Origin of the sequence: Nonomuraea zeae (assembly GCF_005889725.1) — a bacterium.
GTDB lineage: Bacteria > Actinomycetota > Actinomycetes > Streptosporangiales > Streptosporangiaceae > Nonomuraea > Nonomuraea zeae.
Genome location: NZ_VCKX01000113.1, coordinates 12,514 through 35,349 on the forward strand (window position 1 = coordinate 12,514; position 22,836 = coordinate 35,349).

Annotated in this window: 19 protein-coding genes and 1 riboswitch; of the genes, 15 read left to right on the forward strand and 4 right to left on the reverse strand. The window is 68.2% G+C overall.

The window, feature by feature from the left end; all coding sequences use genetic code 11:
• Positions 1 to 2: 2 nt before the first annotated feature.
• Both ETD85_RS31300 and ETD85_RS31305 read left to right on the forward strand, forming a co-directional pair.
• Positions 3 to 767: a TerC family protein gene (locus ETD85_RS31300; protein WP_138693406.1), complete on the forward strand. Its 765-nt coding sequence runs from the start codon at positions 3 to 5 to the stop codon at positions 765 to 767.
• The gene (locus tag ETD85_RS31305) at positions 767 to 1,960 is read left to right on the forward strand and encodes a cytochrome P450 (RefSeq protein WP_138693407.1); all 1,194 of its coding nucleotides are present in this window, start codon (positions 767 to 769) and stop codon (positions 1,958 to 1,960) included. The genes ETD85_RS31300 and ETD85_RS31305 overlap by 1 nt, the downstream gene beginning before the upstream one ends.
• A 57-nt stretch (positions 1,961 to 2,017) precedes the next feature.
• Here the strand turns inward: ETD85_RS31305 and ETD85_RS31310 are convergent, their stop codons facing one another.
• The gene (locus tag ETD85_RS31310; RefSeq protein ID WP_138693408.1) at positions 2,018 to 2,980 is read right to left on the reverse strand and encodes an SAM-dependent methyltransferase; all 963 of its coding nucleotides are present in this window, start codon (positions 2,978 to 2,980) and stop codon (positions 2,018 to 2,020) included.
• A gap of 192 nt (positions 2,981 to 3,172) precedes the next feature.
• Between ETD85_RS31310 and ETD85_RS31315 the strand changes: the two genes are divergently transcribed.
• The 6 genes from ETD85_RS31315 to ETD85_RS31340 all read left to right on the forward strand — a co-directional run bounded on the left by ETD85_RS31315 (position 3,173) and on the right by ETD85_RS31340 (position 9,445).
• A complete protein-coding gene (locus ETD85_RS31315) occupies positions 3,173 to 3,400 on the forward strand; it encodes a chaplin family protein (RefSeq protein WP_138693409.1) in 228 nt (75 codons plus the stop codon).
• 384 nt (positions 3,401 to 3,784) lie between these two features.
• A complete protein-coding gene (locus tag ETD85_RS31320; RefSeq protein ID WP_138693410.1) occupies positions 3,785 to 4,675 on the forward strand; it encodes a Rossmann-like and DUF2520 domain-containing protein in 891 nt (296 codons plus the stop codon).
• Positions 4,676 to 4,697: 22 nt separating this feature from the next.
• Positions 4,698 to 5,534: a pantoate--beta-alanine ligase gene (gene panC, locus ETD85_RS31325; RefSeq protein ID WP_138693411.1), complete on the forward strand. Its 837-nt coding sequence runs from the start codon at positions 4,698 to 4,700 to the stop codon at positions 5,532 to 5,534.
• Between the two features lie 19 nt (positions 5,535 to 5,553).
• Positions 5,554 to 6,060: a DUF6624 domain-containing protein gene (locus ETD85_RS31330; RefSeq protein WP_138693412.1), complete on the forward strand. Its 507-nt coding sequence runs from the start codon at positions 5,554 to 5,556 to the stop codon at positions 6,058 to 6,060.
• A 73-nt stretch (positions 6,061 to 6,133) separates the two neighbouring features.
• Positions 6,134 to 8,659 (forward strand): L-aspartate oxidase, encoded by a 2,526-nt coding sequence (locus ETD85_RS31335; RefSeq protein WP_138693413.1) that lies wholly within the window; start codon positions 6,134 to 6,136, stop codon positions 8,657 to 8,659.
• Between the two features lie 3 nt (positions 8,660 to 8,662).
• The gene (locus tag ETD85_RS31340) at positions 8,663 to 9,445 is read left to right on the forward strand and encodes a type III pantothenate kinase (protein ID WP_138693414.1); all 783 of its coding nucleotides are present in this window, start codon (positions 8,663 to 8,665) and stop codon (positions 9,443 to 9,445) included.
• Between the two features lie 50 nt (positions 9,446 to 9,495).
• Here the strand turns inward: ETD85_RS31340 and ETD85_RS31345 are convergent, their stop codons facing one another.
• A complete protein-coding gene (locus tag ETD85_RS31345) occupies positions 9,496 to 9,975 on the reverse strand; it encodes a hypothetical protein (protein WP_138693415.1) in 480 nt (159 codons plus the stop codon).
• Positions 9,976 to 10,121: 146 nt separating this feature from the next.
• On the opposite strand from ETD85_RS31345, the gene lysX reads away from it, so the two are divergent.
• The gene (gene lysX / locus ETD85_RS31350; protein WP_138693416.1) at positions 10,122 to 11,603 is read left to right on the forward strand and encodes a bifunctional lysylphosphatidylglycerol synthetase/lysine--tRNA ligase LysX; all 1,482 of its coding nucleotides are present in this window, start codon (positions 10,122 to 10,124) and stop codon (positions 11,601 to 11,603) included.
• A 159-nt stretch (positions 11,604 to 11,762) separates the two neighbouring features.
• On the opposite strand, the gene ETD85_RS31355 is transcribed toward lysX, so the two are convergent.
• Positions 11,763 to 12,836, reverse strand: a complete 1,074-nt coding sequence (locus ETD85_RS31355) for a cytochrome P450 (RefSeq protein WP_240779555.1) — start codon at positions 12,834 to 12,836, stop codon at positions 11,763 to 11,765.
• 307 nt (positions 12,837 to 13,143) lie between these two features.
• Between ETD85_RS31355 and ETD85_RS31360 the strand changes: the two genes are divergently transcribed.
• Positions 13,144 to 13,356: a LuxR C-terminal-related transcriptional regulator gene (locus ETD85_RS31360; RefSeq protein WP_138693417.1), complete on the forward strand. Its 213-nt coding sequence runs from the start codon at positions 13,144 to 13,146 to the stop codon at positions 13,354 to 13,356.
• A gap of 34 nt (positions 13,357 to 13,390) precedes the next feature.
• Here the strand turns inward: ETD85_RS31360 and ETD85_RS66955 are convergent, their stop codons facing one another.
• Positions 13,391 to 14,347 (reverse strand): C40 family peptidase, encoded by a 957-nt coding sequence (locus ETD85_RS66955; protein ID WP_276617291.1) that lies wholly within the window; start codon positions 14,345 to 14,347, stop codon positions 13,391 to 13,393.
• Positions 14,348 to 14,439: 92 nt separating this feature from the next.
• Positions 14,440 to 14,597: riboswitch (cyclic di-AMP (ydaO/yuaA leader) on the reverse strand.
• 274 nt (positions 14,598 to 14,871) lie between these two features.
• On the opposite strand from ETD85_RS66955, the gene ETD85_RS31370 reads away from it, so the two are divergent.
• The 5 genes from ETD85_RS31370 (at position 14,872) to ETD85_RS31390 (ending at position 22,640) form a co-directional block, all read left to right on the forward strand.
• The gene (locus ETD85_RS31370) at positions 14,872 to 15,441 is read left to right on the forward strand and encodes an amino-acid N-acetyltransferase (protein ID WP_138693419.1); all 570 of its coding nucleotides are present in this window, start codon (positions 14,872 to 14,874) and stop codon (positions 15,439 to 15,441) included.
• An 85-nt stretch (positions 15,442 to 15,526) separates the two neighbouring features.
• Complete coding sequence (locus tag ETD85_RS64835; RefSeq protein WP_138693420.1) at positions 15,527 to 17,002, forward strand: RDD family protein; 1,476 nt, start codon at positions 15,527 to 15,529, stop codon at positions 17,000 to 17,002.
• A gap of 124 nt (positions 17,003 to 17,126) precedes the next feature.
• On the forward strand, positions 17,127 to 17,612 hold the full coding sequence (locus tag ETD85_RS31380; protein ID WP_138693421.1) for an RDD family protein: 486 nt from the start codon (positions 17,127 to 17,129) through the stop codon (positions 17,610 to 17,612).
• Positions 17,613 to 18,126: 514 nt separating this feature from the next.
• Entirely contained in the window at positions 18,127 to 18,459 is a 333-nt protein-coding gene (locus ETD85_RS31385) for a histone-like nucleoid-structuring protein Lsr2 (RefSeq protein ID WP_138693422.1), read from the forward strand.
• Positions 18,460 to 20,138: 1,679 nt separating this feature from the next.
• Positions 20,139 to 22,640 carry an ATP-dependent Clp protease ATP-binding subunit gene (locus ETD85_RS31390; protein ID WP_138693423.1) on the forward strand — a complete coding sequence of 834 codons (2,502 nt, stop codon included), beginning with the start codon at positions 20,139 to 20,141 and terminating at the stop codon, positions 22,638 to 22,640.
• Positions 22,641 to 22,836: the final 196 nt, after the last annotated feature.

The following is a 22,836-nucleotide window of genomic DNA, read 5'->3' on the forward strand; positions in this document are numbered from 1 at the left end:
AGATGCTCGACTGGGTGACCGACCCGAATATCTGGATCGGCTTCTTAACCCTTGTCGCCCTGGAAATCGTCCTGGGGATCGACAACATCATCTTCATCTCCATCCTGGCGGGCAGGCTGCCGCCCGAGCAGCGGGACCGGGCGCGTGTCATGGGCCTCGGCGCGGCCCTGATCAGCCGCCTGCTCCTCCTGCTCGGGCTGTCGTGGGTGGTGCAGCTCACCGAGCCGCTGTTCGCGGTCTTCGGTCACGAGATATCGGGACGCGATCTGATCTTGCTGCTCGGCGGCCTGTTCCTGCTGGCGAAGAGCGTCACCGAGATCGGCCACAGCATGGACGCGCCGCACGACGCGGACGGCAAGAAGAAGGCCGTGACCTCCTTCACCTCCGTGATCCTGCAGATCATGGTGCTCGACATCGTGTTCTCGCTCGACTCGGTGATCACCGCCGTCGGCATGGTCGACGAGCTCGGCGTGATGATCGCGGCGGTCGTGGTGGCGGTGGTGGTGATGCTGTTCGCCTCCGGGCCGATCAGCCGGTTCGTGGACGCGCACCCGAGCATCAAGATGCTGGCGCTGGCGTTCCTGGTGCTCATCGGCGTGGTGCTCGTCGCCGAGGGCCTCGACCAGCACATTCCGAAGGGCTACATCTATTTCGCGATGGCCTTCTCGGTCGTCGTGGAGCTGCTGAACATCCGCATGCGCGGCAGGCACGCCAAGCAGCAGGAAACGCCTCCCGAGCAGGAGACTTCCCCTCCTAAGATGAAATAGTGCGCTTTGATCCTTGGAATCCCGATTTTGTGGCTCACCCGTACCGGGTCTACGAAGAGCTGAGGCGTGACGCGCCCGTCAGCTACTTCGAGCCGACGGGCCAGTGGCTCATCTCCCGGCACGCCGACGTGAACGCCCTGCTCAGGGACCGCCGCCTGGGCCGGTCCTACCTGCACGTGGCCACGCACGAGGAGTTCGGCAGGGAGCCCGAGCCGGAGTTCCAGGAGCCGTTCTGGCGGGTGATCAACGCGGGCATGCTCGACGTGGAGCCGCCGGTGCACACCAGGCTGCGCCGGCTGGTCTCCAAGGCGTTCACGCCGCGCATGGTCGAGTCGCTGCGCCCCCGGGTGCGGGCCATCGCCGGCGGCCTGGTGGAGGCGTACGTGGAGCGGGGCGGCGGCGACCTCATCGCCGAGGTCGCCGAGCCGCTCCCGGTGACGGTGATCGCGGAGATGCTCGGCATCCCCGAGGCCGACCGTCCGCTGCTGCGGCCCTGGTCGGCCGACATCTGCGGCATGTACGAGCTCAACCCCACCCCCGAGGCCCAGCACACCGCCGTACGGGCGGCCTCGGAGTTCGCCGGCTACCTCGCGACGCTGGCCCGCGAGCGCCGCCGCGACCCCGGCGACGATCTGATCAGCGCACTGGCCCAGATCGACGAGCTGACCGAGGACGAGCTGGTCGGCACGTGCGTCCTGCTGCTCAACGCCGGCCACGAGGCCACCGTGAACGTGACGGGCAACGGCTGGTGGTCCCTGTTCAGGAACCCGGCCGAGCTGGCCCGCCTGCGCGAGGACCGCTCGCTGCTCCCCACGGCGGTCGAGGAGCTGATGCGCTGGGACACGCCGCTGCAGATGTTCGAGCGCTGGGTGCTGGAGGACATCGAGGTGCACGGCGTGCGGATCCCGCGCGGCACGGAGGTGGCGCTGCTGTTCGGCTCGGCCAACAGGGACGGGACGGTGTTCGAGGACCCGGACCGGCTCGACGTGGGCCGCGCCGACAACCCGCACATCTCCTTCGGGGCCGGGATCCACTTCTGCCTGGGCGCCCCGCTGGCCCGCATCGAGCTCATCGAGTCGTTCGGCGCGCTCCTGGACCGGACGGCCAAGCTGGAGCTGCGGCGCGAGCCCGAGTGGAAGCCCGGCTACGTCATCCGGGGCCTGCACTCCCTGGAGCTCAGCGCCACCGCCTGACCGGGCCCGGCGACAGCGGGCTCAGCAGGTCCGGCTGAGAGCCCCGCGACGGCGGGCTCAGCGGGTCTGGCTGAGCCAGCCGAACCCGCCCAGCCCCGCCGGGTCGATCAGCTCGCCCTCCTCCGAAGCCCTCGACAGCGCCCGGACATAGCCCCGCGGATCGGCCCTGGCCAGCTCGACCGGAGGGCGGGCTCCGGTGATCCCCAACGCCCTCAGCGCATCACGCTGTGTGGACAAGGCTGTGGATATCGCACCGGCCCGCCGCCCGGCCTCCGCGCACGCGTCAAGCGCGACATGCGCCGTGATATCGCAGGTCCCATCGGGTATGGGGGCAACGACCGCGCCATCGCGGTAACCGGTCAGCGTGCCACAGAGCGGTCGGTTATCCACAGGGTGTGCATAATCCACGGCAATCGCACGGCCCTTGGCGAGGCGGGCCAGGACCGAGGCCCAGGCCTCGTCGCGAGGCCGGCCGATCTCCGCCCGCGCGCCCACGCGGGGCAGCGGCCACCACCGGTCGAGCCACTCGCGGTCGGCGGGCCGCAGCGCGCCGCCGAGCCGCTCCCGGCCGGTGCGCGCGTCGACCATGACCAGCCGGGGCCCACCGGCGGTCTGCTCGACCACGTCGATCGGCACGTTGTCGAGCCACTCGTTGGCGACGGCCAGGCCCGTGATGCCGATGGGCAAGGTCTTGCGCCACTCGATCTCCTCGGGCAGGCCCTCCGGCCTGGGGGAGAGGTCGACCGCCGTGACGCGCAGCCGCTTGCGCAGGTCGGGCTCGGCGGCGGTGAGCACCCGCGTGACGAGCACGCCCTCGCCCGCGCCGATGTCGACCAGGTCGAGCACTTCGGGTGTGCCGAGCTCGGCGTCCACTTCCAGGAGCAACGCCAGGACCGCGTCGGCGAAAGCCGCCGAGGCGCTGACCGAGGTCCGGAAGTGCCCGGACGGGCGTTCGCGGAGGTAAAAGCCCTCCTCGCCGTACAGCGCTCGTTCCGTTGCGGCGCGCCAGGTGAGCCACATGCCTGGACTATCTCATGACTCCGCGAACGACACGCCCTGTCATTACATGACTACTCTTTGTCGCCAACTTGCGCTAACGTTGACTCATTGTCATCGAGCGACTGCGTTCTGCCAACCCCCAATTGGCGGAGCTAGTCACTCAAGACCGAGCACCCCGCGGCCGATCGGCCGCTGAACTGAGAGGAGCCCCTCATGCTGAAGAAGACCCTGGTCATGGCTGGTGCCGTCGCCATGATGTCGCTCGCCACCCCGGCACACGCCGACATCACCAGCGGCAACGGCAGCATTCTGGGCGGCAACCAGGTGCACGTCCCGATCGTCGCGCCGATCAACGTCTGCGGCAACGCGATCCCCGTCATCGGCGTCGCGGTCGCCGGCTGCCGGGGCGGCGCCGGGGCCTACGCGCCCAGCAACCACTGAAACGCGGAAAGAGCCCGGACCGGCGCAGGCCGGCCCGGGCCCGGACCCGGCAGGTCAGTCGGCGTTGACCGCCGGCGCACCTCCAAGGGGTCGCATCCGCTGCGGGCGTCGGGTCCTGTCAGGACTCGGCGCCCGTTGCCATGTGATGAACCCCTCTCCTCATCTCTTACGACAGGGGGTGCATGGTTTGAATGCCCCTGTCGTTTTTGTCGTAACTCAACACCAGGCAAAACAGCGGTCACGCTGGTGTGACTGCGGCTGCGGCCTACCGTAGGTGCGCACCCCACTACCTGTGGTGGACTGCTGGAGTGGCCTGCCGTGCGCAGCCCCGCGAGGCCGTTACGCTGGTCGGCAGTGCCATCAGGTCGACAGGGGTGTGACGTCATGGACGCAGGTGATCGCCCGGCACGGCTGACTGTCGGCGTGCTCGGGTCGGGGAAGGTCGGCTCCGCACTCGGCGCAGCGCTGGCGCAGGCGGGGCATCGGGTCGTCGCGGCGAGCGGCGTGTCGGACAACTCACAGCGCTGGGCCGCGGACCGGCTCGGCGTGACGCCGTCGCGGCCGGACGAGGTGGTGGCCGCCGCCCAGCTCATCCTGCTGACGGTGCCGGACGACGCGCTGCCCGATCTGGTCAACGGGCTGGCCACCACGGGGGCCGACCTCAACGGCAAGCTGCTGGTGCACACCAGCGGCGCCTACGGGCTGTCCGTCCTGGACCCGGCGGCCAAGGCGGGCGCGCTGCCGCTGGCGCTGCACCCGGTGATGACGTTCACCGGCAGGGACGACGACCTCAACAAGCTCACCGGCATCTCCTACGGGGTCACCGCGCCCGACGTGCTGCGCCCCATCGCCGAGGCCCTGGTGATCGAGATGGGCGGCGAGCCGGTCTGGATCGCCGACGCCGACCGCGCGCTCTATCACGCGGCCCTGGCCGGGGCGGCCAACCACATGGTCACGCTCATCGCGGAGTCGTCCGACCTGCTGGAGCGCATCGGCGTGGAGCACCCGGGGCGCATGCTGGGGCCGCTGCTCGGCGCCGCGCTCGACAACGTGCTGCGGCTCGGCATCGCCGGCCTCACCGGCCCGGTGGTCCGCGGTGACGCGGGCACCGTGCGCAAACATGTGGACGCCCTCATCCTGGCGGCTCCCGAGGCGGCCGACGCCTACATCGCGCTCGCCAGGCTCACGGCCGACCGGGCGCTGGCGGCCGGGCTGCTCAAGCCGGAGGAGGCGGAGCGGCTGCTCGACGCGCTGGGGGGCAATATATGGACCTGACCGTCGCGTTCGGAGGGCTGTTATGGAGCTGATCGTCGCCAGGAGCCGGGAAGACCTGGCCAAGGCGCGCCGGGGTGCCGATGTGGCCCTGGTCCCGACCATGGGGGCGTTGCACGAGGGGCACCGGACCCTGATCAGGGAGGCTCGGGTACGGGCTGATCAGGTGGTGGTCAGCGTTTTCGTGAACCCCCTGCAATTCGGTCCTAATGAGGATTTTTCACGCTATCCCCGTACATTTGACTCAGATTTGGAAGTCTGCCGGGCCGAGGGCGTCGACGTCGTGTTCCACCCGGCCGTCGACGACATGTACGCGCCGGACCGCCAGGTCAGCGTCCACTCGGGCCGGATGGGCGAGATCGTGGAGGGGGCCGTCAGGCCGGGCCATTTCGACGGCATGCTCACGGTCGTGCTCAAGCTGTTCAACCTGGTCCAGCCCAACCTGGCGGTCTTCGGGCAGAAGGACGCCCAGCAGCTGGCCCTGATCCGCCGCATGGTCGCCGACCTCGACCTGCCGATCGAGATCCTGGGCGCGCCCACCGTACGCGAGCCCGACGGCCTGGCCCTGTCGAGCCGCAACCGTTTCCTGTCGGACGAGGACCGCGAGGTGGCGCTGGCGCTCTCCCGCGCGCTGCGGGCGGGCGCGGCCGAGCTCGCCCCGCACCGGATCCGCGCGGCGGCGCAGGAGGTGCTCGACGCGGCGGGCTCCCGGCTCGACCTGGACTATCTCGCGCTGGTGGACCCGGCCACGTTCGTCGAGGTGAGCGAGTCGTACGAGGGGATGGCGGTGCTCGCGGTGGCCGCCAAGGTCGGGAGCACCAGGTTGATCGACAACGTCACCCTCACCTTGAATCCCGCCTGAGGCGGTTTACCGTCGGGTCATGACCGACGAGGAGTTACGAGAGGAACTGCTCCGCCGGTTGGAGATCGATCAGGCGTTGCGCGACCCGGCCAAGGGCTTTCCCGGCGACCGGCGGCTGGCTCGGCTCCAGCGCTTCGACGAGGGCAACACCGCCTGGCTCTACTCCGTGGTGGCCAACCGGGGCTGGCCGCTGGTCTCGCAGGTAGGGGCGCGGGCGGCGCGGGCCGCCTGGCTCCTGGCCCAGCACGCCACGCTCCCGGAGGTGCAGCGGCTGTTCCACCATGCGATGGCCGACGCCGTGGAGCGGGAGGAGGCCTCGCCGCGCGACTTCGCGTACCTGGAGGACCGCGTACGCGTGCGCTCGGGCCGGCCCCAGCTCTACGGCACCCAGTTCCACCGCGGCGTCGACGGTCTCGAACCGATGCCGATCGAGGAGCCGGACCTCCTGGACGAGCGCCGTGCCGCCGTCGGGCTTGAGCCGTTCGCCGACTATGAGGCTTTCATCCGCAAGTCCGAAGGCATCTGACCCCCCGGGGACTTCCTGGCGCGGGACAGGCGTTATCGTCATGTTGACGAAATCCCTCAGGGAGGAGATCCCCATGAGTGCACCGGCGATTCCCCTGCGTCTGACCGCTCCCGCGCCTGGCTGGAGCGTCGAGGCGGACGTGGTCGTCGTGGGCTCGGGCGTCGCGGGCCTGACCGTGGCCCTGCGCTACGCCGAGCTGGCGCCGGCGGCCAAGATCCTGGTGGTCACCAAGGACGTGCTGTCGGCCGGCTCCACCCGGTGGGCCCAGGGCGGCATCGCGGCCGTGCTCGATCCCCGTGACACCTCCGACGAGCATCTGAACGACACGCTCCTGGCCGGGGTCGGGCTGTGCGACGCGCGGGCCGTACGGACGCTGGTGACCGAGGGGCCGGGCGCGGTGCGCCGGCTCATGGAACGTGGCGCGCGATTCGACCGCGCCCCCGACGGGGAGCTCCAGCTCACCAGGGAAGGCGGGCACCGCCGGCGCAGGATCGTGCACGCGGGCGGCGACGCCACGGGGGCCGAGGTGCAGCGGGCGCTCGTCGAGGCGGTCCGGGCCGGCTCGATCGAGGTGATCGAGCACGCGCTGGTCCTCGACCTGCTCAAGGACGCCGAGGGCCGGGCCGCGGGTGTGACGCTGCACGTCATGGGCGAGGGCGCGCGTGACGGGGTGGGCGCGGTGCGCGCCAGGGCGGTGGTGCTGTCCACCGGCGGCATGGGCCAGGTCTACGCCGCCACCACGAACCCCGCCGTCTCCACCGGCGACGGCGTCGCGCTCGCCCTGCGGGCCGGGGCGGTGGTGCGCGACCTGGAGTTCGTGCAGTTCCACCCGACCGTGCTGCGGCTGGGCGAGGGCTCGACGGGGCAGCAGCCGCTGATCTCCGAGGCGGTCAGGGGCGAGGGCGCGTTCCTGGTCGACCACGCGGGCGAGCGGTTCATGGCCGGGGTGCACGAGCTGGCCGACCTCGCGCCGCGCGACGTCGTGGCCAAGACGATCATGCGGACCATGCGGGAGAGCGGCCGCGATCACGTCTATCTCGACGGCCGGCACTTCGGCAGGGAGAAGTGGGAATCCCGCTTCCCCACGATCTACGCCGTCTGCCGCGAGCACGGCATCGACCCGGCGACCGAGCCGATCCCGGTGTCGCCCGCGGCCCACTACGCCAGCGGCGGCGTCCGTACGGACCTGTCCGGGCGTACCTCGATCGACGGCCTGTACGCCTGCGGCGAGGTCGCCTGCACCGGCGTGCACGGCGCGAACAGGCTGGCCTCCAACTCCCTGCTCGAAGGGCTCGTCTTCGCCGAGCGCATCGCCGAGGACATCCACCGCGTACGCCCCGAGCCCGGCGACCCGGTCGAAGGGCAGGCGGAGGCAGGGCTGGTGGACCCGCGGATCAGAGCGCGGATCCAGGCCCACATGAGCATGGGTGTGAGCGTCCTGCGCAGCCGCGAGTCGCTGCTCGCCACGGCCAAGGCGCTGCGCGACGCCCGCTGGACGCCCGTGCGGGTGGCCGCCTGCACCGAGTCCTGGGAGGCCACGAACCTGCTCACCGTCGCCACCGTGCTCACCGGCGCGGCGGCGGCCAGGCTGGAGACCCGTGGCTCACACTGGCGCGAGGACTTCGAGACCCGCGACGACAACGATTGGCTGGGCCACCTGGACGTGACCCTGACGGAGGAGGGCCCTCGCATGACGTACACGCCGCACGGAGACACGATGCCGGCGCGCCTGGCGCAGGAGCTGACCGCGGCCGGGCTCGACCCGGCCGAGGTGGACGCGCTGATCGACCGGGCGCTGGCCGAGGACCTGCAGGAGGCCGGCGACGTGACGAGCCTGGCCACCATCCCTGAGGGGCAGCGGGCGGCCGGCGACGTGGTGGCCCGCAAGGACGGCGTGGTGGCAGGGCTCGCGGTGGCGGAGGCGGTGTTCGTCCGGCTGGGCGCGGCCCGTACCGAGCGGCGGGCCAAGGACGGCGAGCGCGTCCGGGCCGGAGACGTGCTGATGACCGTCGAGGGGCCCGTGCGGGGCGTGCTGACCGCCGAGCGCACCGCGCTCAACCTGCTCACGCACCTGTCCGGGGTGGCCACGCTGACCGGCAGGTGGGTGGAGGCGATCAGCGGCACGCAGGCGCGGGTGCGCGACAGCCGCAAGACGCTGCCGGGGCTGCGGGCACTGGAGAAGTACGCCGTGCGCTGCGGCGGCGGCGTGAATCACCGGATGTCGCTGTCGGACGCCGCGCTGATCAAGGACAATCACGTGGTGGCCGCGGGCGGCGTGGCCGAGGCGTTCAGGGCGGTCAGGGACCGCTACCCCGAGCTGCCGATCGAGGTGGAGATCGACCGGCTCGACCAGCTCGAGCCCGTGCTCGATCAGGGGGCCGAGGAGATCCTGCTGGACAACTTCACGATCGAAGACACAGCTCGTGCCGTACATATCGCGAAAAATCGGGCGAAAAACAGGGTTGCGCTTGAAGCGAGCGGGGGATTGACCTTGGAATCGGCTCGTGAGGTGGCCGAAACTGGCGTTGACTACCTTGCGGTGGGAGCGCTAACGCACTCGGCGCCGGCCCTTGACATCGCACTGGATCTGCGGGGGTAATTGATGCTGCTCACGATCGACGTCGGCAACACGCACACGGTGCTTGGGCTGTTCGAGGGCGAGGATGTCATCGAGCACTGGAGGCTGGCCACCGACGCCCGCCGCACCGCCGACGAGATCGCGGTCATCCTCCAAGGTCTGCTGGCCCAGTCGCCGCTGCTCAAGGGGACCGACATCGACGGCATCGCCATTTGCTCCACCGTGCCCAGCGTGCTCAACGAGATGCGCGAGATGTGCCGCCGCTACTACGGCGACGTGAACGCGGTGATCGTGGAGCCCGGCATCCGCACCGGGGTGCCCGTGCGCATGGACAACCCCAAGGAGGTCGGCAGCGACCGCATCGTGAACGCGCTGGCGGCCATCGACCAGTACGGCGGCCCCTGCATCATCGTGGACTTCGGCACCGCGACGTCGTTCGACGCGGTGTCGGCCAAGGGCGAATACGTCGGCGCGGTGACCGCACCCGGCATCGAGATCTCGGTGGACGCGCTGGCCGCCGCCGGAGCGCAACTGCACAAGGTGGAGCTGGTCAGGCCACGCTCGGTGATCGCCAAGAACACCGTCGAGGCCCTGCAGGCAGGCATCATCTACGGGTTCGCCGGCCAGGTGGACGGCATCGTCGAGCGGATGGCGGCGGAGCTGGCCGACGACCCCGACGAGGTGACCGTGGTGGCCACCGGCGGGCACGCGGCGCTGGTCGTGGGCGAGTCACGCTCGATCGACGTGCACGAGCCGTGGCTGACCCTCATCGGGCTACGGCTGATCTACAACCGGAACGTGACGTGAACAAGCGGCCCCCCGCTCGGGTGGAGGGCCGCTTGCGCCGGTAGGCGTGGTTACTCGCTCTCGGCGGTGTAGAGGTACTCCCAGCGGCCGCACTTCGTCGGGTAGTTGCTGTGCTGACCGATCTGGCAGACCTTCACCCGCAGGCTGAAGACGTCGTTCTCCTGGAAGGAGAAGCGCTTGTAGCCGGGGAAGCCGCAGTACTTCTTGGCGTAGACCTGCGACCAGTCCTCGTCGAAGTCGCTGGCCTCGAACTTCACGTACGCGCACTTGCCGCCCTCGTCGTAGCTGCGGTTGTCCAGGTCGTAGAGCCGGCCCCGGACGGTGACCTCGTTCGACTCGCCGTCGTGGTCCCAGTTGACGCCGACCCACCCCTGAGCCTTGGCCAGGTGGTGCTTGGAGTAGACGGGGCCCCAGTAGTCGGAGTAGTCGTCGTAGTGCGGCGAGCTGGCGTAGGCCGCGGAAGGAATCGACATGGCCAGGGCGCTGGTCGCGGCGACGGCGAGGACACCGGTCGCGATCTTCTTGAACATCTTCTCTCCTTGAGCTCCCCACGGGCCGGTTCCCTACCGGCTCCCCCCTGAGCTCATGAGAAATTGATAAGTGAGGGCGATTGCAGCGCTGTTGCAGGAGACCGACCAGCCCTTGCAGTTCGCCATATCCCCTACTCTTTGATGTTGTGAGCGACGAACTTCCCGAGCAGATGCGCATCCGGAGGGAGAAGCTCGACCGCCTTCGCAGCGAGGGCGTCGATCCTTACCCGGTGAATTTCCCCCGTACGGCCACCAACGTCGAGGTCAGGGAGAAATATCAGGGCTTGGAGCCCGACACCGCCACCGGCGACACGGTCGCGGTCGCGGGCCGCGTCATGCTCAACCGCGTGGGCGGCAAGCTCTGCTTCGCCACCCTGCGCGACGGCGGTGCCGACCTGCAGGTCATGATCTCCCTCGACAAGGTCGGCGAGGAGTCGCTGGCGAGCTGGAAGCGCGACGTCGACCTGGGCGACCACGTCGGCGTGACGGGTGAGGTCATCACCTCGCGCAGGGGCGAGCTGTCGATCCTGGCCGACAGCTGGCAGATCACCGCCAAGTGCCTGCGCCCGCTGCCGGAGAAGCACGTCGGGCTGACCGACCCGGAGGCGCGGGTCCGCCAGCGCTATGTCGACCTCATCGTCAACGACGACGCCAGGAAGATGGCCCGCGTCCGCAGCGCCACCGTGCGCGCGGTCCGCGACTTCTGGCACGAGGAGGGCTACCTCGAGGTCGAGACGCCGATGCTGCAGCCGATCCACGGCGGCGCGACGGCCAGGCCCTTCAAGACCCACATCAACGCCTACGACATGGAGCTCTACCTTCGCATCGCGATCGAGCTCTATCTCAAGCGGCTCGTGGTCGGGGGCATCGAGAAGGTCTTCGAGATCAACCGCAACTTCCGCAACGAAGGCGCGGACTCGACGCACAACCCCGAGTTCACCATGATCGAGGCCTACGGCACCTACCTCGACTACAACGACATGGCCGACCTCACCCAGCGGATGTACCAGAAGGCCGTCGTCGCGGCCCTGGGCCACTCCGTGGTCGTGCACGACGGCGCGGAGGTCGATCTCGGCATCCCCGAGTGGCCGCGCATCACCCTCTACGGCGCCGTCTCCGAGGCCGTGGGCGAGGAGATCACCACCTCGACCCCGCTGGAGCAGCTGCGCAAGATCGCCGACCACCGCGAGATCCACTGGGACCCCAAGTGGGGCCAGGGCAAGGTCGTGCAGGAGATCTTCGAGGCGCTCGTCGAGCACACGCTCATCCAGCCCACGTTCGTCATGGACTACCCGCTGGAGACCTCGCCCCTGACCCGCCAGCACCGCGACAACCCGCTGCTGACGGAGAAGTGGGACCTGATCGGGTTCGGCACGGAGCTGGGCACCGCCTACTCCGAGCTGATCGACCCGATCGAGCAGCGCCGCCGCCTGGTGGAGCAGTCCCTCCTGGCCGCCGGCGGCGACCTTGAGGCCATGCAGCTCGACGAGGACTTCCTCCAGGCGCTCGAATACGCGATGCCCCCGACGGGCGGCATGGGCGCCGGCATCGACCGGATGATCATGGCGTTCACCGGCCGGAACATCCGGGAGACGATCCTGTTCCCGCTGGTCAAGCCGACTCACTGACGCGTCAGGAGGCCCGCCGCACCCGCGTGCGGCGGGCTTTCGCGCGTTCCGGGCCCTCAGGCTTGCGTGCGGCGGGCCCCGGCGCGCGTGCGGCGGGCCTTGGACCCGCGTGCGGCGGGCTCGGGCGCGCGTCAGCGTCCGAGGCGTACGGGCAGGGCGTCAGCGTCCGAGGCGTACGGGCAGGGTGGCCAGCCCGCGCAGCACCATGTTCGCCTTGTACGGCGGCGCCGGGTCGGCGAGCTCCAGCTTGGGCGCCGCGGCGGCCAGCGCGGACAGCGCGATCTCGCCCTCCATCCTGGCCAGCGTCGCGCCCAGGCAGAAGTGGATGCCGAGGCCGAAGGCGAGGTGCCGGCCCGGATCGCGGCCCACGTCGAAGCGTCCCGGGTCAGGGAAGACCGCGGGGTCGCGATTGGCCGCGCCGATAAGGGCGAGCACGGGCGTCCCCTTGGGCACCGGCACGCCGCCCAGCTCCGTGTCCTCCAGCGCGTTCCTGGAGGTCAGCTGCACCGGCGGGTCGTACCTGAGCACCTCCTCGACCACCTGCCGCGGCCGCCGCGCCGCCTGGGCCAGCAGGCCGTGCCTGGCCAGGTTCAGCACGCCGTTGCCGATGAGGTTGACGGTCGTCTCGTGACCGGCCACGAGCAGCAGCACGCAAGTGGCGAGCAGCTCGGACTCGCTGAGCTCCCCGAGTTGGGCGAGCGCGCTCACCAGGTCGTCGCCGGGCCGCTCGCGGCGGTGCTCGACCAGGCTCCGGAAGTAGTCGCGAAATTCCCTTCTGGCCCGGCCGGTTTCCGATATGAGCTCAGCTGTAAGCATGGGGTCAAGGCTGCGGGCGAGAGTCTCGCTCCATCCGCGGAAGCGTTCATGGTCCTCCGGCGGGACGCCGAGCATCTCGCTGATCACCATGACCGGAAGGGGATAGGCGAAGCCGGAAACGAGGTCGGCCTCGTCCGGCAACTCGGCGATCAGCTCGGCGGTGATCGCCTCGATGCGGGGGCGAAGGCGTTCGAGCATGCGCGGCGTGAAGGCCCGGCTGACCAGAGCGCGCAGCCTGGTGTGGTCGGGCGGGTCCATCCAGAGGAACGAATCCACCGGCTGACCAGCGCTTTCGGTGTCCAGCGGATCGGCTCCGCGGCCGAATCGGGGGTCGCGCAGCAGCGTCGTGCACAGCTCGTGAGTGGTCGCGACGAGCAGCCCGCCGCGCGTTTTGAAGATGGCGCCGAGTGCGCTCATCTCGCTATATCGGGCGTATGGTTCACGCAGAAAATCCGGATCGAATGGATCAAAACCCAGGATGTCCGCCGGGCCCATTGATGATGGATCGGGGGCGCCGGGAGGATCAATGAGATCGCTCATGGCGCACCAAGCTGTCCCGACATATGGCGAGTACGTCATATATAGCGGATCATGTCAATAGCGATCGTCAAGAGCGGCGATTGTCATGCTTGACGACCTTTCCAGGATGCGTTTACCGTCTGCGAGGAGCGGCTTTGGCCCATCTGTGCGGTCCAAGTTGTGCTGTTGGGGGGGAGGGCTCCCGATGGATGTGCTCACTGAAGGCGTTGAGCTGAGCCATGCAGATTTGGCGTTGCTGGCGGAGCTGGCCAAGGGGGTCACCGTAGATCGGGTGGGCAGACGTCTGGATATCAGCGGGCGGACTGTACGCCGGAGATTACGTGGCATCTGCGATCGCATCGGCGTGTCCACGGCGATCGAGGCGGTCGCCTGGGCGGCCCGCCGCCAGTTGATCTAGCGACGGGCTCCCGGGGGCCGCGGCGGATGTGGGCTCAGTCGGCGATGCGTACCGCGCCGGCGAACGGCCGCCGCTCGATCGACGCGATCCGCACGACGTCGCCTGTCTGCGGGGCGTGCACCATCATGCCGCCGCCCAGGTAGATGCCGACGTGGTGCAGGTCGCTGTAGAAGAACACGAGGTCGCCCGGCCGTAGCTCCGAGCGCGAGATGTGCCGGCCCGCGGTCCACTGGTCGCCCGTGTAGTGCGGGAGCGAGATGCCCACCCGCTGGTAGGCGGCCATGACCAGGCCCGAGCAGTCGAACGAGCTCGGGCCTTCGGCGCCCCAGACGTAGGGCTTGAGCTGCTGGGCGAGCGCCCACCGCGCGGCCTGCGCGGCCTTGCCGCTGCCGACGATCGGCAGGTTGACGCGCACGGCGCGGGTGCCGGGACGGCCGGCCTCGCCCAGTGCCCGCCTGAACAGGTTGCTCTCGACCTTGGTGACCAGCTTGGTGATCTTGTCGCGCTTGGACTCGAGGTCGGTGACGATCTTCTGCACCTCGTCAATGCGCGTCTGGGCGCCGGCCCTGGCGCGCGTGGCGGCGTCCATGGCCTTGGTGAGCTGGTTGATCTCCTCGCCCTGCTGCTGCTCGAGTGCGTACGTCGTCGCGGCCTGGTCGAGGAAGGCGTCGGGATCCTCGGCGCCGGCGAACGCCAGCGCCTTGCCCATGCCGCCGGTGATGTAGGCGTTCTGGGCGAGCATGACGGCCTTGGCGCGCTTGGCGGCCAGATCGGCCTCGCTGGTGGCCAGGGTCTTCTGCGCGGCGTCCGAGGACTTCTTCGCGGTCTTGAGCCGCTCCCGCTGGCCGTTGTACTGCTCGGTCAGCGTCTCGATCTCGGTGTGCAGCTTCTCGACCTGCTTGGCCATGTCGTTGAGAGACGGCTTTGGGTCCGCGGACGCCGAACCGACGGGGATGGCGAACAGCAGCGCGGCGATTGTGACACTTACCACACCTAGACGATGTGGGCGCCGGGTGCGTTCTGGAGGGCGGGCGTGCTTGCCCGCCGTCTTCCCCCCGCGATTGAGCGTGCGCTTCACCAACCAGCTCCTCTCGTAAGACGCCTACCGGGTTAGCTGACGGGTTCGGGCCGGAGCAGCCCTACCGAGAGACTCGGATTCACCCCAGTGGTGGCGCTGGGTCGGGAGGGTCGCCACCGGCGGTTCCCCGGCTCCCCTTGCGGGAATTGGGCGTGTTCCCGGGCGATAGACAGGGAACATCGTCGCTGGACACTAATGCACTCCGGGTTCCTGCTCAACCAGAACTGCCAAGTCTGTAGAGGTTTCGCAACCGAAGGGTCACAAGGTGATCTCGTGCGCACCCGTACGGAACAGACTTTATGTCCTTCTTTGCCCTCGCATCCGCCGAACGCAGGAACAGGCGGCGTCCGTGCCCAACTGGCCACTCGATGTAACAGGATGGGCCGAGACGTGGGAGTTAGGGCTGAGCCGTAATGAGATCTGTACTCTGGAGTGCCATGGAGCAGGTGGCCGAACTGACAGCGCCGGAAACCGCGGTGGTGGTCCGGCGTGCCCGCACGCCCGATGTGCGGACGGTCAGGCGCTTGGTGGACACCTACGCGGGCGCGGGTCCGCGGCTCCTGGAGAAGGCCACGGTGACGCTGTACGAGGACGTACAGGAGTTCTGGGTGGCCGAGCTGAACGGGCAGGTCGTCGGCTGCGGCGCGCTCCACGTGCTCTGGGAGGACCTCGCCGAGGTCCGCACGGTCGCGGTGGATCCCGAGTGCCGCGGGCTGGGCGTCGGCCGCCGGATCGTCTCGGCACTGATACAGCAGGCGAAGGATCTGGGGCTGCGGCGTGTATTCTGTCTGACTTTTGAGGTCGATTTCTTCGCGAGGCACGGTTTCCGTCCCATCCAGGGCACGCCGGTCTCTCCCGAGGTCTACGCCGAACTCCTGGCCTCGTACGACGAGGGTGTGGCTGAGTTCCTCGACCTGGAACACGTGAAGCCGAACACCCTGGGCAACACCCGCATGCTGCTGCATCTGACATCGGGTGACGCGGACCTTGACCACATGGAAAGGTGATTGTTGATACCTATGTCGATACGTTGGGCAGCACAGGCATGTGTCCTGACACGTGCCACATGCGCACTCGAAGCGAGGTGACACGGTGAGCACCGGACAGCCGCCGTATCCACAGGACGAATCCGGCGAGAACTCTGCGCCTGGCACTCCGGATTACGGGCAGCAGAACGCGGGCCGCCGCCCTGGCGAGCCCGACCCCGACGTGACTGTGGTCGGCTACCGGGCGGACGATGCCTACGGGCAACAGGCCCCCCAATACGGTCAGCAGGGCTATGGCCAGCAGCAGCCTCAGTACGGGCAGCAGCAGTACGGCCAGCAGCCCCAGCACGGCCAGCAGCCCCAATACGGGCAGCAGCAGCAATACGGTCAGCAACCGCAGTACGGGCAGCAGTCCCAGCCCGACTACGGACAACAGCAATACGGGCAGCAGCCGCAGTCCCAGCCGGACTACGGACAACAGCAATATGGCCAGCAGCCGCAGTCGGGCCAGCAGGGCTACGGGCAGGCCCAGTACGGCCAGCAGCAGCAGTCCCAGCCCGGCTACGGTCAGCAGGACTACGGCCAGCAGCCCCAGTCCCAGCCTGGCTACGGCCAGCAGCAGGACTACGGGCAGCAGGGCTATGGCCAGCAGCAGGGTTACGGCCAGCAGCCTCAGTCGGGCCAGCAGGGCTACGCCCAGCCCGGCTACGGCCAGCAGCAGGCCTCCGGCCAGCAGTACGGCCAGCAGCCGCAGTCCCAGCCGGACTACGGTCAGCAGCAGTACGGCCAGCAGCCCCAGTCCCAGCCTGGCTACGGTCAGCAGCCGCAGTCCCAGCCTGGCTACGGCCAGCAGCAGGACTACGGGCAGCAGGGCTATGGTCAGCAGCAGGGTTATGGCCAGCAGCCCCAGCAGGGGCAGCAGGGCTACGCCCAGCCCGGCTACGGCCAGCAGTACGGCGACCAGCAGTACGGCCAGGCGGCCTACGGGCAGCCGCAGCAACAGCAGCCGTACGGCCAGCCCGGCTACGGGCAGCCCTACGGCCAGCCGGTCGGCGTGCAGCCGCCCGGCGCGCCGGCGCCGCTGGCGGAGTGGTGGCAGCGGCTGGTGGCCAGGATCATCGACTTCGTCATCCTGTTCATCGTGAACGTCGTCGTCGGTCTCATCCTCGTCGCCGTGCTCGCCGCCAGTTATTCCTCGATCGACGGCAGCAGCAGCGGATTCCTCTCGCTGACGCTGGTGGGGATCCTGACGTCCGTCGTGGTGACAGCGCTCTGGGTCGCCTACGACTTCTTCCTGCTGAAGGCGACCGGCCAGACCGTCGGCAAGATGGTCATGGGCATCAAGGTCGTCCCGGTGGGTCAGGGCATGCCTCCGAAGGGCCTGCCGACCGACCTGGCGCTCAAGCGCGCCGGGGTCACCTGGGGCGGCTGGGTGCTCAACGCCATCCCGCTGGGCTTCCTCAGCTCGCTGCTGGCCTACGCGGCCGTCGGCGTGAACGGGGCCTCGCAGCTCTGGGACAAGCCGCTGCAGCAGACGTTCGCGGACAAGTTCGCGAACACCGTGGTGGTGAAGATCAAGTAGCCGAGCGCTACGCGTAAAACAGGGGCCGGCTTCCCGCCGGCCTCTGTTTTGTGTGTGCGGGGCGTACCAAAATAGGAGCACCTGCACTCCCGATTGGGGTCGCCGATGACGCGAGGTGGGGGTTATGGCCGCGATGCCGCCGCGAGCGGACCCTCCCGCGGAATGGTGGGAACGCCTCGCCGCCCGGCTGATTGAAGGTCTCGTCTTCGGGGTCTTCTATTACATTCTGTTCATAGCGCTGTGGGGCATCTTCCGGACTGTCGGGATGTCGGAGGCGTTGGGCGAGCGGCTGCCCGGGGTGCTCGCATGGCTGGCGGCGGGACTGGGTTATGCCGGTTACGACTGGCGGGCGCATTCGAGACACAGCCGAACGTTCGGCAAGGCGATCATGAGGATTCGCCTGGCGCCTGGAGACGTTCCGTCACGGGCGCTGCTCAAACGGGCCCTGGTCTATCCGGGACCGGTCATGCTGATGGGGATTCCGGTCATCAATCTCCTGGCCGGAATGCTGCTGTTCGGAGTCGGGTTGCTCATCCTGATCGACAAGCCGCTCGAGCGCGGGCCGCACGACAGGCTGGCCGGAACGCGTGTCGTTAAAGATCTTCGCTGAGCCTTGTGCACCTGCGCAGATGCCTTTTCGCAAAATTTTCGCTTGATCCGGTAAGGAGCCTGGAGAGACTGGCATTAGGCTATGGGGCGTCCGGGTTGCCGGATGTTGGCGCCCCTGTGACACACAGGGCATCTGTGTGCCGCTATGGTCGGGTGCGGGTGGTTGCGCTCTTGCGCGTCATGAGGGGGCCTCGGGCTCCTGTCGGCCGCGCTGCATGCGCAAATGCGCCCCCGAAACCCCGCTAGCCGTGGAGCCGAGGACGAATGGAAGCCGTAACAGACGTATTGTCAGCGCTCATCCCCCCGCTCGTGGTCGCCGGAGCCTTCATCTTTGGCGTAGTGAAGTTGGTCCGCGCCGAGGGCGCTGGACGGCGTCCAAACCCGCAGGATCAGGCCGAGAAGCAAACCTGATCAGCGAGTCAGCGAATCCCCGCTGCGCTGAATTGTCTCCGCGCCTTTCCGGGTATATGTTTGGGCAGGCGAATGAAACAATGCTCCGGGAAAGGATTGCGTAGATGGCCAAGCAGATCCAGGAGATTCTCATCGATGACCTCGATGGGGGCGAGGCCAATGAGACGGTCAGCTTCGCTATTGACGGCTCCTCCTATGAGATTGACCTCAGCGACCTTAACGCGAAGAAGCTGAGGGACGCGCTCACGCCTTTCGTGCAGCATGCGCGCAAGGCGGGTGCGGTGTCCGCGCGTCGTCGTGGTCGCGGCGGCAACCGCGCGATGAGCCGCGAGAAGAGCTCGGAGATCCGGCAGTGGGCCAAGGCTCACGGCCTGCCGGTCAGCGAGCGCGGCCGAATCGCCTCCACCGTCGTGGAGAAGTACGAAGCGGCTCACTGAGAGGGCCATCACCTGACCATGCGCTTATGCCGTTCGCCTAGGACCCCGGCGGCCGCCATAAGCGCATGATCATTTGTTGGGCGTTCCAGAATGTGGGACGCTACGGACAATGATCTTCTGATCCCCCCATATGTGGGCGTTTTGGGCTCGTCTTCCAGTCCGTCCCGGGGCTGTTTCACCGGCGAGGGCCCGCATATGTGAGTGTCCCGTTCCCGCGTCGCCGAATGCTCGTGTGCGGGACGGGGATACCTCATTCAACGTACGCTCCAGGTCTGCGCATGAACATGCGCCGGGCGTGCGGGTGCGCATCGTTTCGGCCGCCGGGGGTAGCGGTGGTTTAGCCAAGAGGCCGCGCGTCTAGCGGTTTTGGGCCCCGCTCGCCCATCCGGCGGCCCTGCCCATCCTCCGGCAGCTCGTTTCCACGGCCGCGGGCCCATCCCGCATGAGCGGGTTTTGCCCGGCACCGGCCCCGGCCGAGATCATGCTTAAGCGCGGTGACATCCATAGATCACCGTCAGGGGTTTACCCCACGGACGATTTTCCGATGGCCCGTTCCATGTCGCGGCGGGCAGACGGGTTATGCCGGGTGCCCATCTCTCCGAAGTCACGTTATGCCCGCCGCACACCCGCGCGCCGTCGCCGGTTATACGTGTTGCCGGCACCTTCACGAGACGGAAACTTGCGGTCGCGGGGGATGGGCGCGGGGCGGGCATAACCCGCGACCGCGAGCATGCGCCGCACAATGCCATGACCCCGGGCATGTTCGCGCAATGCCGTGTCCCTGGGGGATGTCCGCACAATGCCGGGCGCCCGGGAGTGCGTGAAGTGCGGGAAGCGGCGCGAGTGAGCACGACACCAACCAGGATGACCGTCATCTCAGATCGGTATGGGCCGCCATCTCGGATCGGTATGGGCCACCATCTCGGATCGGTATGGACCGCCATCCGAACCGGTATGGGCGTCATCCAAGACCGGTATGGACCGCCATCCCAGACCGGTATGGGTGTCATCCAAGAGATGCGCGTTCGGCATCGGTGAGATGGCGCGGCCGGCATCGGAGAGGTACGCCTCCGACGGCCAAAGAGGCGCCTGCCATTCATGGTCGGCCGTCCAGTCCCGCCGGCCCGGCATTCGCGTCGCCGATGCGGCACGCGGCGGCGCGATGGCGGTCAAGGACGATTGGCCGGCGGGCGCGGAGGACGGCGTCCGGTAACCCGGCTGACCAGACGGCGGATTACGCGCGGTGGGAGCGTGGCGGCGTGTGCCTCGTTGTGCTCAGGGCGTAGCGCGTGCGCTTGGCCAAGCATTGCATCGGGACATAGGATGATTGCGTAACAGATACGGACGCGGCATCTGAGATGTGCGGGCGAGGGTGTGCCCCAACGCCGACTCGCTCCAAGCGTCCTGATGGCCGATCCGTGTTGATCTGCGTACGCCCGGGTGGCAATTTTTCAGCCGCTTCCGTGAAGCGTCTTAAACCTCGTTCGCTTGCGGCGTATCGGGAACATGGCACCCCCGAACAGTAGTTGGATGGAGGGTGAACGCCCTGCTCTCGGGGAACGTCTCTGCTATAGAGCGTGTCAGCGGCAGTGGGCACGGTTCGCCGAGCCAGGGCTAGCATGCGGGATGACGGGACCGGATTTACCGGCCTGACTGACCGCTCTGTGAGGAGCGACGAGATGTTCGAGAGGTTCACCGACCGAGCGAGGCGTGTTGTCGTCTTGGCCCAAGAAGAGGCCAGGATGCTCAACCACAACTACATCGGCACTGAGCACATTCTTCTTGGTTTGATCCACGAAGGTGAAGGCGTAGCCGCCAAGGCTCTGGAGAGCCTCGGCATCAGCCTTGAGGGTGTGCGCCAGCAGGTCGAGGAGATCATCGGCCAGGGCCAGTCGGCTCCGTCGGGGCACATTCCGTTCACCCCGCGGGCCAAGAAGGTCCTCGAGCTGTCGCTCCGTGAGGCTTTGCAGCTGGGTCACAACTACATCGGCACCGAGCACATCCTGCTCGGGCTCATCCGTGAGGGTGAAGGTGTGGCAGCCCAGGTGCTGGTCAAGCTTGGAGCTGATCTCAACCGTGTCAGGCAGCAGGTCATCCAGTTGCTCCACGGTTACCAGGGCAAGGAGCCGGCCGCGGCGGGCGGCCCGCAGGAGTCGGCCCCGTCGACTTCCCTGGTGCTCGACCAGTTCGGCCGAAACCTGACCCAGGCGGCCCGCGAGGGCAAGCTGGATCCGGTCATCGGCCGTGAGAAGGAGATCGAGCGGGTCATGCAGGTCCTCTCCCGGAGGACCAAGAACAACCCGGTTCTGATCGGCGAGCCCGGCGTCGGCAAGACCGCCGTCGTCGAGGGCCTGTCGCAGAAGATCGTCAGGGGCGAGGTGCCCGAGACGCTGAAGGACAAGCAGCTCTACACGCTTGACCTCGGCGCCCTGGTCGCCGGCTCCCGCTACCGCGGTGACTTCGAAGAGCGCCTGAAGAAGGTGCTCAAGGAGATCCGCACGCGCGGCGACATCATCCTGTTCATCGACGAGCTGCACACGCTCGTGGGTGCGGGCGCCGCCGAGGGCGCGATCGACGCGGCCAGCATCCTCAAGCCGATGCTGGCGCGTGGCGAGCTGCAGACGATCGGCGCGACCACGCTGGACGAATACCGGAAGTACCTCGAGAAGGACGCCGCGCTGGAGCGCCGTTTCCAGCCGATCCAGGTGGCCGAGCCCTCGCTCAGCCACACGATCGAGATCCTCAAGGGTCTGCGCGACCGCTACGAGGCACACCACCGCGTGTCCATCACCGACGACGCGCTGGTGGCCGCCGCGCAGCTGGCCGACCGCTACATCAGCGACCGCTACCTGCCCGACAAGGCGATCGACCTCATCGACGAGGCCGGGTCCCGGATGCGCATCCGCAGGATGACCGCTCCGCCGGACCTGCGCGAATACGACGAGAAGATCGCCAATGTCCGCCGGGACAAGGAGTCCGCGATCGACGCGCAGGACTTCGAGAAGGCGGCTGCCCTCCGTGACCAGGAGAAGCAGCTCCAGCTCAAGCGCGAGCGGCGGGAGAAGGAGTGGAAGGCCGGCGACATGGACGTCGTGGCCGAGGTCACTCAGGAGCTCATCGCCGAGGTCCTGGCGACCGCCACCGGCATCCCGGTCTTCAAGCTGACCGAGGAGGAGTCGCAGCGCCTGCTCCGCATGGAGGACGAGCTCCACAAGCGGATCATCGGCCAGGACGACGCCATCAAGGGTCTGTCGCGGTCCATCCGGCGCACCCGTGCCGGTCTGAAGGACCCGCGCCGTCCCGGTGGCTCGTTCATCTTCGCGGGTCCGTCCGGCGTCGGTAAGACCGAGCTGTCCAAGGCTCTGGCCGAGTTCCTCTTCGGTGACGAAGACGCTCTGATCAGCCTGGACATGTCGGAGTTCATGGAGAAGCACACCGTCTCCAGGCTGTTCGGCTCGCCTCCCGGCTACGTCGGCTACGAGGAGGGCGGCCAGCTCACCGAGAAGGTGCGGCGCAAGCCGTTCTCCGTGGTCCTCTTCGACGAGATCGAGAAGGCCCACCCCGACATCTTCAACTCGCTGCTGCAGATCCTGGAAGACGGTCGCCTGACCGACGCCCAGGGCCGCGTGGTCGACTTCAAGAACACGGTCATCATCATGACCACCAACCTCGGCACCCGGGACATCTCCAAGGGCATCGGGGTCGGGTTCGCGAAGTCCAACGACGCCGACTCCAACTACGACCGGATGAAGTCCAAGGTGCAGGAAGAGCTCAAGCAGCACTTCCGGCCCGAGTTCCTCAACCGTGTCGACGACATCGTGGTCTTCCACCAGCTGACGCCGGCCGAGATCATCAAGATCGTGGATCTGATGCTCGCCCAGGTCGACGCCAGGCTGAAGGACCGCGACATGGGGCTCGACGTCTCGCCCGACGCCAAGCAGCTGCTGGCCGACCGCGGTTACGACCCGGTCATGGGCGCTCGGCCGCTGCGGCGGACGATCCAGCGCGAGCTGGAAGACTCCCTGTCGGAGAAGATCCTTTACGGCGAGCTCCGGCCGGGGCAGGTCGTGAAGGTGACGATCGAGGGCGAAGGCGACAACGCCACGTTCATCTTCAAGGGTGAGTCGGCCTCGCAGGTCCCCGACTCGGCTGCCGCGATCGCCGCGCCGATCCAGAACTGACGGGCCCAACCGCCCAGGTTCGAGCAAAGCCCCCGCGTACACACCACGCGGGGGCTTTCGCCTGTCCGGCCCCCGGTTCGCACCGTCCCGCGCACGCGAACGCTGGATAGGGTGGCGGTCCTGTGTGGGGCGGGCGAAGGCTGGATGGGGTGGTGGCCCTGTGTGGGGCGCTGTCTCGTATACACATCTCCGAGCC